Genomic DNA, 13338 nt, shown 5'->3' on the forward strand with positions numbered 1-13338 from the left:
CCCGTGAACGCTGTGCGCAACGGTTTCCCTCTTTTCGGGTTAACACTGGCAGAGCCTTTCGCATTTGGCACCACTATTGCTGCTAAAAGCGGACTTATGAGGGCTGCCGCACGGGATAGCGGGTTGCGCTGTGGCGCGCGGTAGTAGCGGTCTTCAGGAATGGGTGAGGGTCTTATGCTGATAGCTCAGTTTTCCGACACGCATGTAAGGCCTGAGGGCCAGCTTTACCAGAATCAAGTGGACGCCAATGCCATGCTTGAAGCAGCCGTCCGTACGCTGCTTGAATTGCAGCCCAAACCGGATGTGATTCTATTCAGCGGGGATCTGGTCGATTGCGGAAGCCCAGCAGCCTATGACAAGGCACAACAGATATTGGAGCCTTTGACGACACCGGTATTGATGCTGCCGGGCAACCACGATGACCGCCAGGTAATGGCTCGTTATTTTGCAGACCACTGCCCCAGCGACGATACGCTGGATTGGAGCGCTGTCTACGCCGATCCTGCGTGGCCGTTGCGAATCATCGCGTTGGACATCAGTGTGGCGAATGACCACCATGGTGACATGACCGAAAGCCACGCGGCCTGGCTACGCCAGCGGCTAGACGAAGCGCCAGAAACACCCACCCTGATATTCATGCACCAACCGCCGTTCGATAGCGGCATTCCTTATATCGATGCCTACAGGTGTCTCAATGGCGACCGCCTTGGGCACGTAGTAAGCGACTACCCCAGCGTCGAGCGAATCCTGTGCGGGCACATTCATCGCTTTATGACCCTGCGTTTTGCGGGCACCCTGCTATGTACCGCGCCTAGTACCACCACCGCAATAGCACTACGTCTGGATCCCCAGGCCAGCGAAGCGTCCTACGTTGAGCCGCCGGCCATCCTGCTGCACCAGTGGACCGATGCCGGCCTCATTACCCACTGGTATCCCGTAGGCGACTTTCCTGGACCCTATCCATTTGCCTGAATAACTCGGTCCAGTGGTGCTTTGGCAATGTTCTCAAGAGTGATTCCTGGAACAACGAGGCCAATACCGCCAGAGCGTGCTAGCTACCGATGGCGAAACGCTCCGCTAGCCGTTACCAGTGTCATTCCAAGGGCAGAGGGTATTCCGCCAGCCTGAATATCCTTGGCCAAGTGACGAGTGATCGACGGCCGACCCTTGCCTGAGCGTTCAATCTCGCCGGGATGATCTGCAGCTTTCAAACCCCATGGCAGACCCCACGTGCGCAGGCTACGCTTCGAGAGGCCACTCCCGGCCCCTGGAGGTGATCGCCATGCTCAAAGCCCTGTTCGCCGCGGTAGCCCTGACCCTCTTCGCAGCCGCCAGTGTCCAGGCGGCGCCCTGCCGAGATGCCCACGGCAAGTTCGTCAAATGCGACACGACCAAGACCAAGGCCGCGCAATGCAAGGACGCCAAGGGCAAGTTCGCCAAGTGCGGCTCGCCCGGGGCCACGCCGGTCAACTAGAGCCGGCCAGCCGGATGTCAGGCAGGGTCTTGGTCATGACCCCTCGCCTGACGTCGCCGCCTGCGCCTGCCGGCGCCCCGGCGCAAGGGCCGCTAGTCCTTTTCCGCCGATCCCGGCTCCGACCAGGCGCGATGGCGCTCGGCTTTCTGCGCCTCGCTTTCCACCCGATTGAGCACCTCGCCCTCGTGCTGGACTTCGGGGCCGCCGCCATAGACATGGTCGAGGCCCTGCATCAGGGCGGCATAGCCCTGGGCGGCCACCTGCGCCGGATCGTTCTTGGGCCCGGCGCCGACGCTGGTGTCGTCCTCGCCGGCGCGGTGGAAGAAGTTGGTGTCGGTCTGACCGGGCATGAGCACCGTGAGGGTCACGCCACTGTCCTTGAGTTCGTTGCGCAGGGCGAAGGCGAAGGCGTTGATGAAGGCCTTGGAGGCGCCATAGACGGCCTCGAAGGGAATCGGCGCCGTGGCCGAGATGGACGACGTGAAGAGCATCCGGCCACGGCCGGCGGCGACCATCTCCGGCAATACCAGCTTGGCCAGGTGCACGGTAGCCATCACATTGAGCTGGATCAGCGCCATCTCGTCTTCCAGCCGCGTCTGGCCGACGAAGGCGCCGCCCAGGCCGACCCCGGCATTGAGCACCACGACGTCCAGCGGCCGCCCCTGGCGGCGCAGGAATCTGAAGGTTTCTTCCACGCCCACGGCGGTGCGCAGGTCGGCCGCATGACTCCAGACCTTGACCCCCAGGGCGCGCAATTCGCGCTCGGCGGCGTCGAGGCCGTCGCCGCGGGAAACCAGTAGCAGGTCATGGCCATGGCGGGCCAGCTGCTTGGCCAGTTCAAAGCCGATGCCGCTGGAGGCACCGGTAACGGCGGCCAGTGGCCGGGTAACATTGCTCATGCTGAAATCCTCTGCAGACCTGGTGTAGCTGGGATCGTCGCGGCGGGCTGGTGCTCCCCGCGGCCGATGGTTGACCCCTGACGGCATGGCATAATCGCCAGGCCGTGTAGAGGAGACAAGCGATGCAACCCGCGGATCTGGACGCCCTGGTGACCTGGACCATGCCCTATGGCAAGTACGCCGGCCGCCTGCTGGCCGACCTGCCGGGCCACTACCTCAACTGGTTCGCCCGCAGCGGCTTTCCACCTGGCGAGCTGGGCCGGTTGCTGGCGCTGATGCAGGAGATCGACCACAACGGCCTCAAGCCGCTGCTCGATCCGCTGCGCCGCCGACGCTAGTCCGCCAGGCGACGCATGTCGATATGGGGAATTCCGTCCTCGTCGTACACCGCTGAGCAGGGCGTGAAGCCATAGCGGCCATAGTAGGCCTGCAGATGAGCCTGGGCGGAGAGAAACAGCGAGCGCCCGGGCCAGCGCTCGGCGCAGACGCGCAGGGCTTGCGCCAGCAGCAGGTGCCCCAGGCCGCTGCCGCGGCCCTCGGGGGCGACGATCACCCGGCCGATCACCACGTCCTCGCGTACCGCCCCGAGCAGGCGCAGGTAGGCGTGCAACTGGTCGTCACGCCAGCCGAACAGGTGCCAGACATCCGCTGCCAGATCCAGGCCATCGGCGTCGGGATAGATGCACTGCTGCTCCACCACGAACACCCGGGCGCGCAGCACCAGGGCGGCATAGAGTTCGGCGGTGGTCAGCGCTGGCGCGGCGCGGCAGCTCCACTGGAGGGTCATGGTCAGTCCTTGCGGCGGCCGGACAGCATGCGGAAGCGGTTGCGGTTGAGCAGCACGTAGCCGGTCAGCTGCAACCCCGCCGCGAACAGCAGGCTGCGCATGGCACCGGGTTCGGTGGGGCGCGGACCCTGGTAGAGGCCATAGAGGGAGAAGGCCACGCCCAGCAGGCCAAGGATGAAGAAGACCAGGCCGATCTTGGTCAGGCGGGGGAGGTTGCGCAGATTCATGGGCAAGTCGTCAGAGGCGAAGGCCGCCACGCTAACCGTCCGCGCCGGGCTTGTCGAGCCGATAGGCAGGCGCGGCGGACTGGTCTAACGTGGCTTGATGACCCCTGCCAGCGAGAGAGCGTCCATGTTCAGCCATGTACAGCTAGGCGCGCGCGATCTGGAGCGCCTGATTGAATTCTACGACAGCGTCCTGCACGAACTCGGCCTGGTACGCATGCCGGCGGAAGACGATGGCGGCCCGCCCGGCTGCGGCTGGCAGCGCCCGGGGCGGGCGTGGCCGCAATTCTATGTGCAACTGCCGTTCAACGGCCTGCCGGCCTCCTGGGGCAATGGCGTCCAGGTGAGCTTTGCCGCGCCCTCGCCGGCAGCGGTGACGGCGGCCTGGCACCGCGCCCTGCAACTGGGCGGCAACGACGAAGGCGCCCCAGGGGTGCGACCAGGCTATGGCGCGGACTTCTACGCCGCCTATTGCCGGGACCCGGAGGGCAACAAGCTGTGCTTCGTCCATGCCGAGGGACTGACCGCCGCCTGCGACTAGCACAGGGTCCGGCGCTCCGATGGTCAGACGTTGGCCGCCAGGGCGACCGAATCGGTACGGGCGGCCATGATGAAGTCGTTGCGGTGCAGACCGCCGATGTTGTGCGTCCACCAGCTCACCGTCACCGCGCCCCATTCGGTGAGCAGGGCGGGATGATGGTCCTCGTCCTGGGCTTCGCGGCCGACGCGGTTGGTGAAGTCCAGGGCCTCGAGGAAGTTGCCGAAGGCATAGCGGCGTTCCAGCCGCGCAATCCCCGCGCGTTCCACCAGCGTCCAGCCGGGGACGGCCTTGAGCAATTCGCTGCTGGCGGCCGCGCTCAGGGCCGGCTCGCTGGAGCGGCAGGGGACGCAATGGGAGTGGGCGAGATCGGCCATGGGGCGCTCCTTGGGGAAAGAAAGTCACGAAAGGGCAAGGGTAACAGACCCGCCGGTCAGCTCCCGGCGCCCCGTCCGACCATGGTCGAATGGTCCGAAACCGGTGCGCGCCGTACAACTGAAGGCAACAAGAACAACAGTTTCCCGCCGAGGAGATCGTCCCATGAGTGCCGCCTTTTATCCGGTCCGCGCGGAAGTCGCTTCCCGGACCCTGACCGATGAAGTCACCTATCGCCGGCTGTACCAGCAGTCCATCCTCAACCCCGACGGCTTCTGGCGCGAGCAGGCCCAGCGCCTGGACTGGATCAAGCCCTTCAGCCGTGTCAAGCAGACCTCCTTCGACGATCATCGCGTCGACATCCAGTGGTTCGCCGATGGCACCCTGAACGCCTCCTACAACTGCCTGGATCGCCACCTGGAAACCCGCGGCGACCAGACCGCCATCATCTGGGAAGGCGACGATCCGGCCGACAGCCGCCACATCACCTACCGCGAACTGCATCGCGAGGTCTGCCAGCTGGCCAATGCCCTGCGCGGCCAGGACATCCACCGCGGCGACGTGGTGACCATCTACATGCCGATGATTCCCGAGGCCGTGGTGGCCATGCTGGCCTGCGCCCGCATCGGCGCGGTGCACTCGGTGGTGTTCGGCGGCTTCTCCCCCGAATCCCTGGCCGGCCGCATCAGCGACTGCCAGTCCAAGCTGGTGATCACCGCCGACGAAGGCGTGCGCGGCGGGCGCAAGATCCCGCTCAAGGCCAACGTCGACGAGGCCCTGACCAATCCGGCCACCCATTCGGTGCACAAGGTGATCGTCTGCAAGCGCACCGGCGCTGACATCGCCTGGCACCGCCACCGTGACGTCTGGTACGAAGACATTACCTCGGTGGCCCCGGAGCACTGCGAGCCCAAGGAGATGTCCGCCGAGGCGCCGCTGTTCATCCTCTATACCTCCGGTTCCACCGGCAAGCCCAAGGGCATCCTGCACACCACCGGCGGCTACCTGACCTATGCCGCCCTGACTCACGAGCGGGTCTTCGACTATCGTCCCGGCGAGGTCTACTGGTGCACCGCCGACGTCGGCTGGATCACCGGCCACAGCTACATCGTCTACGGCCCCCTGGCCAACGGCGCCACCACCCTGCTGTTCGAAGGCGTGCCCAACTACCCGGACGTCACCCGCATGGGCCAGGTGGTGGACAAGCACCAGGTCAACGTCCTCTACACCGCGCCCACCGCCATCCGCGCCATGATGGCCCAGGGCGATGCGGCCATGCGCGGCGTCGACGGCAGCAGCCTGCGCCTGCTCGGTTCGGTGGGCGAGCCCATCAACCCCGAGGCCTGGCACTGGTACTACAAGACCGTGGGCCAGGAGCGCTGCCCCATCGTCGACACCTGGTGGCAGACCGAGACCGGCGGCATCCTCATCAGCCCGCTGCCGGGCGCCATCGGCCAGAAACCCGGTTCGGCGACCCGCCCGTTCTTCGGCATCCAGCCGGCACTGGTGGACAACGAAGGCAACCTGCTCGACGGCGCCGTGGAAGGCAACCTGGTGATCCTCGATTCCTGGCCGGGCCAGTCGCGCTCCATCTATGGCGACCACGACCGCTTCGTCGACACCTACTTCAAGACCTTCAAGGGCATGTACTTCACCGGTGACGGTGCCCGCCGCGACGAAGACGGCTACTACTGGATCACTGGTCGCGTCGACGACGTGCTCAACGTCTCCGGCCACCGCATGGGCACCGCCGAGATCGAGAGCGCCCTGGTGGCCCATCCCAAGGTGGCCGAGGCCGCGGTGGTGGGCATGCCCCACGATCTCAAGGGCCAGGGCATCTATGTCTACGTCACCCTCAACCAGGGCGAGGAGGGCAACGAAGCCCTGCGCCAGGAGCTCAAGCAGTGGGTGCGCAAGGAAATCGGCCCCATCGCCACGCCCGATGTGATCCAGTGGGCGCCGGGTCTGCCCAAGACCCGCTCCGGCAAGATCATGCGGCGGATCCTGCGCAAGATCGCCGTGGGTGAATACGACTCGCTCGGCGACATCTCCACCCTGGCCGACCCGGGCGTGGTGCAGCATCTGGTCGGGACCCACCAGCAGATGAGCCAGGCCGTCGCCTGATCCAGCGGCCTCGGCAACCGCCCGCTATCGTCCCGGTAGCGGGCGGTTTCTTTTTTTTGGCGGTCCTGTAAGGACGTGTCGCCAGGCTGGAAGCCGCCGCCGTTGCGCTGGCGCTAGAATCGCGCCAGCCGGCGGGCCGCAGGGCACTCCGGTCCGCTACCCGGGGCAAAGGCCGGGACAGGGGCAGCGCTCCGGCGTACCATGCGTGCCACCCCACAAGGGTTTCATGGCGCGCGGGCCCCGGATCGGTTGCCCCCGCCGCTCTCGACAGGAAGCCAGACGTTAGATGACCATCCGCATCGCCTTTCTGCTGTGGCCCGACGTTCGTCCGCTGACCGTGGGCCTGGTCGAGGAAGCGCTGGAACTCGCCTCGCGCCACTCGAGCGATACGCCCTACGAGGTGCGCTTTCTGCAGGCCGGCAGCGAGTTGCAGCCGCGACTGCCGGGTGGCCACTGGGAAGGGCAGCTGGAACGCCTGGATCGGCTCTTCGTGCTGGCCGATGAACCCTCGCCGCCGCTGCCGCCACCGCTGATCGCGGCCCTGCGCCAGACCGCCCGGGCCGGGGTGGTGATGGGTGGTTTTTCCGCCGGGGTGCACATCCTCGCCCAGCTCGGGCTGCTCGACGGTCATCGCGCCGCCGTGCACTGGCGCTGGCTGGAGGAATTCAGCGAGCAATTCCCCAAGGTCATCGCCACCCACCACCTCTACGAATGGGACCGCGATCGCCTGACCGCCTGTGGCGGCCTGGCCATCCTCGATCTGCTGCTGGCCATGATCGGCCGTGACCGCGACGCCGAGCAGGCCGGCACCATCGCCGAGGAGCTGATCGTCGAGCGGCTGCGCGAAGGCAGCGAGCGACAGCGCATTCCGCTGAAGAATCGGCTGGGGTCGAGTCATCCCAAGCTGACCCAGGCGGTGATGCTGATGGAAGCCAACATCGAAGAGCCCCTCACCACCGACGAGATCGCCCAGCACGTCTGCGTCTCCCGTCGGCAACTGGAGCGGATCTTCAAGCAATACCTGGCGCGGGTGCCCAGCCAGTATTACCTGGAACTGCGGCTGAACCGGGCGCGCAAGATGCTCACCCAGACCAGCAAGTCGATCATCCAGATCGGCCTGTCCTGCGGCTTCTCGTCGGGGCCGCATTTCTCCAGTGCCTATCGCAACTTCTTTGGCGTCACTCCCCGCGACGACCGCAATCAGCGGCGCGGCGCGGCGGGCGAGGGCAGCATGGTGGCCGAGCGCTAGGCGCCCGGCCCTGCCGCTTCAACTCAGCGACTCGGTCGCCAGCTCGTCCAGCCAGGCGTCCAGCCGATCGGCCGGCAGGGGCGCGCCGCAATGGAAGCCCTGGATCTCGTCCGCCGGCAGGTGCTGCAGCTGGCGCAGGTGGTCGGCGTCTTCCACCCCCTTGAGCGTCACCCTCAGCCCCAGCGAACGACCTAGATCGATCATGGCCCGCACCAGGGCGCTGTCTTCCGGCGCCTGATGGTGCCGGGCGATGAGGCTGCGATCGAGGCGGATGCCGTCCAGCGGATAGCGGCGCAGGTAGGCCAGGGAGCAGAGGCCGGAACCGAAGTCGTCCAGGCACAGGCGTACGCCCAGGCCCTTGAGCGCACCCAGGGTGTTGGCCACGTCGGCGGCCGGATCCAGCAGGGTGCGTTCGGTGAGCTCCAGCTCCAGCCGCGACGCCGCCAGGCCGCTCTGGTAGAGCGCCTCGGCCACGGTCTGCACCGGGTCTTCGTTGGCGTGGAATTGCTGCGGCGACAGGTTGACCGACACCGAGAGTCGTTCCGGCCAGCCCTGGGCATCGTGGCAGGCGGTTTCCAGCACCCAGCGTCCCAGGCGCTGGCCGAGGCCGGCGTCCTCGGCCAGGGTCAGGAAGTCCAGCGGCTCCAGCAGCCCCTGGGTCGGGTGCTCCCAGCGCACCAGCGCCTCGAAGCCACGCAGGCTGCCATCGGCCAGGCAACGCCGCGGCTGGTAGTAGAGGCTGAGGCGGTCATCGCGCAGGGCCTGGCGCAGGTCCTGCTCCAGCTGCCGGCGCAACAGCACCTGCTCGTTCATGGCCGGCTCGTGGAAGCGCCAGGTGCCGCGGCCAGCGGCCTTGGCCTGGTAGAGCGCGATATCCGCCAGGCGCAGCAGTTCCGCCGGGATGCCGGTATCCCGCGGCGCCAGGGCCACGCCCAGGCTGCTGCCGATGAAGACCCGCTGCTCGCCGAGGCGGAAGGGTTGGCGCAACTGCTCAACCAGCCGTCGGCAGAGGTCGGCGATGGTGCCCGGGTCGCGATCGCCGCTGAGCACCACGCAGAATTCATCGCCGCCCAGGCGCGCCACCAGGTCGGTGGCGGTCACGTTCTGCCGCAGGCGCTGCGCCGCTTCCTGCAGGACCTGATCGCCGGCGGCATGGCCGAGGGCGTCGTTGACCGTCTTGAATCTATCCAGGTCCAGACTGATCAGCGCCAGGGGCCGCGGCTCCGGGCCTTCCAGGTGGGTGGCGAGAAACTGGTGCAGACGATGGCGGTTGGGCAGGCCGGTCAGGGGGTCGTGCCAGGACAGATGCTGGACCTGGGCCAGGGCCTCGATCTCGTCGGTGAGGTCGGTGACGGTGCCGCGATAGCCCCCCTCGGGAATGGCCCGGGCGGCGACCCGACAGGTGCGTTCGCGGCCGTTGCCGTCCAAGTAGTGACAGACCAGCGGAGGTCGCGGCTTGCGGTCGTGCGCCTGGCCGGCGAGCCAGTGCGCCAGGGTATCGGCATGGGGCGTCAGCAGTTCGTTGAGCGGTCGCCCCAGCCAGCGCTCAGTGGCTTCCCCGGTGACTTCGGCGAAGCGATCCGAGACATAGACCAGGCGCAGGGTGGCGTCGACCTCCCACAGCCAGTCCGAGGTGGCCTCGGCGATGTCGCGGAAACGCCGCTCGCCAATCGCCAGTTCGCTGCGACTGGCCAGCAGGTCATCGTATTGGGCATCCAGCTGGCGCATCGACAGCAGCGCCTGGCGAAACAGCCAGATCAGCCCCAGCAGCAGGATCAGCACTCCACCGCCGAACAGCGGCAGGGTCTGCTGCATCAGCCATAAACCCGGTCGCGGCGGGCGCCAGGTCAGCTGATAGCCGGAACCCGGCAGTTGCCAGCTGGCGCGGCTGCCGGCCGGGTCGGTGGTGATGCTCAGCGGCGGCAGGTTGTTGGCTTCGCTCAGGGCGGCCAGCCGGGCGGGACTCAGCACATTGACGAAGACCAGTACCGAGGCCGGCGCCTCCTGGGGGCGGACGCCGGCATGATCGCCCGGGGTGATGGCAGCGGCGGCCACCAGTGCCGGCGTGCCGGCCACGGTCAGTACCCCGGACACGCTGCCGGCGCGGGCGTCGGCGCTGCGTGCCGCTTCCAGCAGGCCGGCGATATCGCCCTGCAGCCAGGGTGTAGCGGGATCGACCAGCTGGCCAGCGAGCAGGCGATAGCGGGGGCGGTCCTGGCCGTCAAATACCAGCACCCCTTCGTAGCCATAGACGCGGTACAGCGATTCGCCGAGGTTGCCCTGGTCGTAGGCCCAGTCGGGGTCCAGTTCCTGATGGAGGCGGCGAAAGGCCTCGTCCCATTTGCTGTAGTCGATCAGGTTGCGGGCGACCTCTTCATCGAGGCGGGTAAAGGTGCGACCGACCGCGCGCTCGGTGTGCTGGGCGACGGTGGCATCCTGGCGCACGGCATTGTCGACCAGCAGGTAGCAACCCAGGCCGATGAGGCCGAGGAGCAGCACGCAGAGCGCCGGGAACAGCCGCAGGAGGACGGTATGGCCCCGCCGACGCGGTGAGGCGCTGCGGGACACGGAAGATGTTGGCATGCCTGGACCCTGGCTGGATGAGCGTTCCTGTGGCTTGGCCCGGCGCGACCCGGAGGTGGCCAAGCGAAGCGGATGAAGCCTTGCCGTCGCTAGACTAGCCCCTGCGGGCGGGCGACGCTAAACGTAAAGCGGAAGATGCCAAGGGGATCGCGCTAAGCATCGCGCGAACGCCCGAGTTAGGTGGGGTTGCCGGCCCCACCGTAGAAGGCGCAGCCCTGCCAGGTCTGGCCATTGATGCGCAATTCGGCCTGCAGCGACTGCACGGTGCCGGTCCGGCCGTCCACGCAGCGCCGGGGATTGATCCACAGCTCGACTTTTTCGCCATTGGCCTCGGTGGAGAGGGCGCGCATGCCGCCGGGCAGTTCTTCCTGCACGAAGGGCAGGGCGCGGCGCTGTTGGCCGGCGGTACTGATGAGCATGCCCTGGTTGCTGACCTGGACGCTCCAGTCCGGCCCATGGCCACCGGCATTCATGGCGGTACGCTTGAAGTTGGGATCGCTGCAGCCCGGACCGCTGTACTGCACGCGGTAGACGTCGGTGACGGCGAACACTCCCTGGGCGCCGTCGCGGCCGCCGGACTTGAGCTTGCCGCGCAGGTCGGCGAACAGCGAAGCGGCACCGCTGTCGGCGGCCAGTTCGTGTGCATCGCGCAGGATGGCGGTGTTGTTGGCGTCGGTGACGTCGAAGAAGCGCTGTTCCTGGCAGGGGCGGAACAGCAGCTGGTCACCGCTCCAGCGCAGATCGCCCTGCAGACGCTCGCCGCCCGGTGCACGCGGGGTGTCGTCGCTCTGGAACAGGCTGCAGCCGCCGAGGAGGCCGAGCAGGGCAAGGGGAAAGATGGCACGCGGCGCTGGCATCGCAGGACTCCGACTGAGGTGGGCACACGTTACTCAGACAGCGCCGCGAGCTCAAGGACTTACCAGACGCGATACGTCTTGCCGGTTTCCCGTCCTTCCACGCTGCGTTCGTAGGCCAGGGCCGCCTCGGCCCCCGATACCGCCTTGAAGCCGCGGAAGAAATCGCCGTAGTGCCCCAGGGATTCCTCCAGCACCGTCGGACTCACGGCATTGATCCGCTGACCCCGCGGCAACTCGATGGCCGCGCCGCGGACGAAGCCTTCCAGGGCGGCATTGACCATGGCCGCCGAGCTGCCCTGGGCGATGGGCTGTTCGCTGAGGATGCCGGTGGTCAGGGTAAAGGAGGCACCCTCGGCCGCCTGGGTCTGGCCCAGCAGCACCAGGTTGACCTGGCCCATCAGCTTGTCCTGCAGGCCCTTCTGATAGGCCTCGGGCGTCATCTCGGTGAAGGGGGCGAAGGTCACCGAACCCACCGCGCTGACCAGGGCGTCGAAGCGCCCGACCTGGGCGAACAGGGCGCGGATGGAATCCGCCTGGGTGATGTCGACCTGCAGATCGCCGGATTGGCGGCCAACGCGGATCAGCTCGTGGCGGCTGCCCAGGCGTTCGGCGATGGCGCTGCCCAGGGTACCGCTGGCACCGACGAGGATGATTTTCATGAGGCGACTCCGTGAAGGGAAGGAGTCTCCAGCCTAGAATGGCGCATTGCCTTGATAAATCACCTGAATGGCAATCCAGTGTTTCCCGGAGGAAACGATGCAGGACGATTTCGCCGATCTCGCCGCCTTCGCCATCCTCTGTGAAAGCGGCAGCTTCACCCGCGCCGCCGAGCGCCTGGGCTGCAGCAAGGGGCAACTGTCGAAGCGCATCCGGGCGCTGGAGGTGCGCCTGGAGACCCGCCTGCTGCACCGTACCACCCGCCGTCTCGATCCCACCCCCGCCGGACGCGCCCTGCTGCCCGAGGCGCAGGCCCTGGTGCGCCAGCGCGAGCGGGCCCTGCAGAGCGTGGCCCGCCTGCAGGAGGAGGCAGCCGGGCCGGTACGCCTGACCGTTCCGGTGTCCCTGGGCTACACCTTTTTCGAGGTGCTGCTGGCCTGTCGCGCCACCCATCCCGCCATCCAGCTGGACCTGGTGCTGGACAACGGCTATCGCGACCTGGTGGCCGAGGGTTTCGACCTGGCGATTCGCGCCCGGCTGGACCCGGACGAACGTCTGGTCGCGCGACCGCTGTTCGCCATGCAGGAGGTGACCTGCGCGGCACCCGCCTATCTGGCCGGGCACGAGGTCCCCCAGGCGCCCGAGGAGCTGCTCGGTCACCGCTGCCTGGTCAACAGCCACTATGCCGAGGGAGAGGTCTGGCTCTATCACCGCGAGCATCGACTCGATCGTGTCCAGGTAGCTCCCAGTCTGGCCTGCAACCACTACAGCCTGCTCAAGCAGGCCGCCCTGGCCGGGCAGGGCATCGCCCGGCTGCCCTCATTCATGGTGCACGAAGAGCTGGCCAGTGGCGCCCTGGTCTGGCTGCTTGGGGAATGGCGCACCCCCAGCCAGCCGCTGTTTCTGGTGCATCCCTACCAGGGTGGCCTGCCCAAGCGAACGCGCGTGGTGGCGGAAGCCCTGAGCGACTGGTTCGAGCGCAGTCGGCAGCGCCTGGAGGCGTTGGGGTAGTGGAGCCGATGAGCTGAACGCGGGTGCGGATAGCCCCTTCTACCCGCGGGAGAGGGCTGGGGTGAGGGCAACCTTCGCGATGAAGCCCCAGTGGAAAAGGCTGCGCCGTTTTCCACGCTACGGTGCTGTTGGGCTTCGACGATGGAGCCGTCTCAACCCAACCTACGTGGCGCACGGATAGCCCCCTCTCCCTGCGGGAGAGGGCTGCGGTGAGGGCACCCTTCGCGATGAAGCCCCAGTGGCAAAGGCTGCGCCGTTTTCCACGCTACGGTGCTGTTGGGCTTCGACGATGGAGCCGTCTCAACCCAACCTACGTGGCGCACGGATAGCCCCCTCTCCCTGCGGGAGAGGGCTGGGGTGAGGGCACCCTTCGCGATGAAGCCCCAGTGGAAAAGGCTGCGCCGTTTTCCACGCTACGTTGCTGTTGGGCTTCGACGATGGAGCCGTCTCAACCCAACCTGCGTGGCGCACGGATAGCCCCCTCTTCCTGCGGGAGAGGGCTGGGGTGAGGGCACCCTTCGCGATGAAGCCCCAGTGGAAAAGGCTGCGCCGTTTTCCAC

Annotated in this window: 14 protein-coding genes; 7 read left to right on the plus strand and 7 right to left on the minus strand. The window is 67.1% G+C overall.

Features of this window, described 5'->3' with window-relative positions; all coding sequences use genetic code 11:
- Positions 1-174 precede the first annotated feature (174 nt).
- Together QMX82_RS02575 and QMX82_RS02580 are read left to right on the plus strand one after the other, a co-directional pair.
- Positions 175-972, plus strand: a complete 798-nt coding sequence (locus tag QMX82_RS02575) for a phosphodiesterase (protein WP_282281106.1) — start codon at positions 175-177, stop codon at positions 970-972.
- Between the two features lie 310 nt (positions 973-1282).
- Positions 1283-1474: a hypothetical protein gene (locus QMX82_RS02580; protein WP_208694371.1), complete on the plus strand. Its 192-nt coding sequence runs from the start codon at positions 1283-1285 to the stop codon at positions 1472-1474.
- Between the two features lie 92 nt (positions 1475-1566).
- Here the strand turns inward: QMX82_RS02580 and QMX82_RS02585 are convergent, their stop codons facing one another.
- On the minus strand, positions 1567-2373 hold the full coding sequence (locus tag QMX82_RS02585) for an SDR family NAD(P)-dependent oxidoreductase (protein WP_282281107.1): 807 nt from the start codon (positions 2371-2373) through the stop codon (positions 1567-1569).
- A gap of 122 nt (positions 2374-2495) precedes the next feature.
- Here QMX82_RS02585 and QMX82_RS02590 point away from each other — a divergent pair, with 122 nt between their 5' ends.
- Positions 2496-2711 carry a DUF3820 family protein gene (locus QMX82_RS02590; RefSeq protein WP_158892131.1) on the plus strand — a complete coding sequence of 72 codons (216 nt, stop codon included), beginning with the start codon at positions 2496-2498 and terminating at the stop codon, positions 2709-2711.
- Here the strand turns inward: QMX82_RS02590 and QMX82_RS02595 are convergent.
- Together QMX82_RS02595 and QMX82_RS02600 are read right to left on the minus strand one after the other, a co-directional pair.
- Positions 2708-3160 (minus strand): GNAT family N-acetyltransferase, encoded by a 453-nt coding sequence (locus QMX82_RS02595; protein WP_208694373.1) that lies wholly within the window; start codon positions 3158-3160, stop codon positions 2708-2710. The genes QMX82_RS02590 and QMX82_RS02595 overlap by 4 nt on opposite strands.
- A 2-nt stretch (positions 3161-3162) precedes the next feature.
- Complete coding sequence (locus QMX82_RS02600) at positions 3163-3387, minus strand: hypothetical protein (RefSeq protein WP_133859899.1); 225 nt, start codon at positions 3385-3387, stop codon at positions 3163-3165.
- A 124-nt stretch (positions 3388-3511) separates the two neighbouring features.
- On the opposite strand from QMX82_RS02600, the gene QMX82_RS02605 reads away from it, so the two are divergent.
- The gene (locus QMX82_RS02605; RefSeq protein ID WP_208694374.1) at positions 3512-3925 is read left to right on the plus strand and encodes a VOC family protein; all 414 of its coding nucleotides are present in this window, start codon (positions 3512-3514) and stop codon (positions 3923-3925) included.
- 23 nt (positions 3926-3948) lie between these two features.
- Here QMX82_RS02605 and QMX82_RS02610 read toward each other — a convergent pair whose 3' ends face one another.
- Entirely contained in the window at positions 3949-4299 is a 351-nt protein-coding gene (locus tag QMX82_RS02610) for a 4a-hydroxytetrahydrobiopterin dehydratase (protein ID WP_282281109.1), read from the minus strand.
- A 163-nt stretch (positions 4300-4462) separates the two neighbouring features.
- Here QMX82_RS02610 and acs point away from each other — a divergent pair, with 163 nt between their 5' ends.
- Entirely contained in the window at positions 4463-6421 is a 1959-nt protein-coding gene (gene acs, locus QMX82_RS02615) for an acetate--CoA ligase (protein ID WP_208694375.1), read from the plus strand.
- A 286-nt stretch (positions 6422-6707) separates the two neighbouring features.
- Positions 6708-7670: a GlxA family transcriptional regulator gene (locus QMX82_RS02620; RefSeq protein ID WP_282281110.1), complete on the plus strand. Its 963-nt coding sequence runs from the start codon at positions 6708-6710 to the stop codon at positions 7668-7670.
- 18 nt (positions 7671-7688) lie between these two features.
- Here the strand turns inward: QMX82_RS02620 and QMX82_RS02625 are convergent, their stop codons facing one another.
- From QMX82_RS02625 to QMX82_RS02635, 3 genes are all read right to left on the minus strand, one after another.
- Complete coding sequence (locus tag QMX82_RS02625) at positions 7689-10253, minus strand: bifunctional diguanylate cyclase/phosphodiesterase (RefSeq protein WP_282281111.1); 2565 nt, start codon at positions 10251-10253, stop codon at positions 7689-7691.
- A gap of 176 nt (positions 10254-10429) precedes the next feature.
- Positions 10430-11110, minus strand: coding sequence for a hypothetical protein (locus tag QMX82_RS02630; RefSeq protein ID WP_208694378.1), 681 nt, complete (start codon positions 11108-11110; stop codon positions 10430-10432).
- 59 nt (positions 11111-11169) lie between these two features.
- A complete protein-coding gene (locus tag QMX82_RS02635; RefSeq protein ID WP_282281112.1) occupies positions 11170-11769 on the minus strand; it encodes a short chain dehydrogenase in 600 nt (199 codons plus the stop codon).
- A 97-nt stretch (positions 11770-11866) separates the two neighbouring features.
- Between QMX82_RS02635 and QMX82_RS02640 the strand changes: the two genes are divergently transcribed.
- Positions 11867-12778 carry a LysR family transcriptional regulator gene (locus QMX82_RS02640; protein ID WP_282281113.1) on the plus strand — a complete coding sequence of 304 codons (912 nt, stop codon included), beginning with the start codon at positions 11867-11869 and terminating at the stop codon, positions 12776-12778.
- Positions 12779-13338 lie beyond the last annotated feature (560 nt).

Source organism: Pseudomonas sp. PS02302 (genome assembly GCF_029959585.1).
In the GTDB taxonomy this organism is placed as follows: Bacteria; Pseudomonadota; Gammaproteobacteria; order Pseudomonadales; family Pseudomonadaceae; genus Chryseomonas; species Chryseomonas aestiva.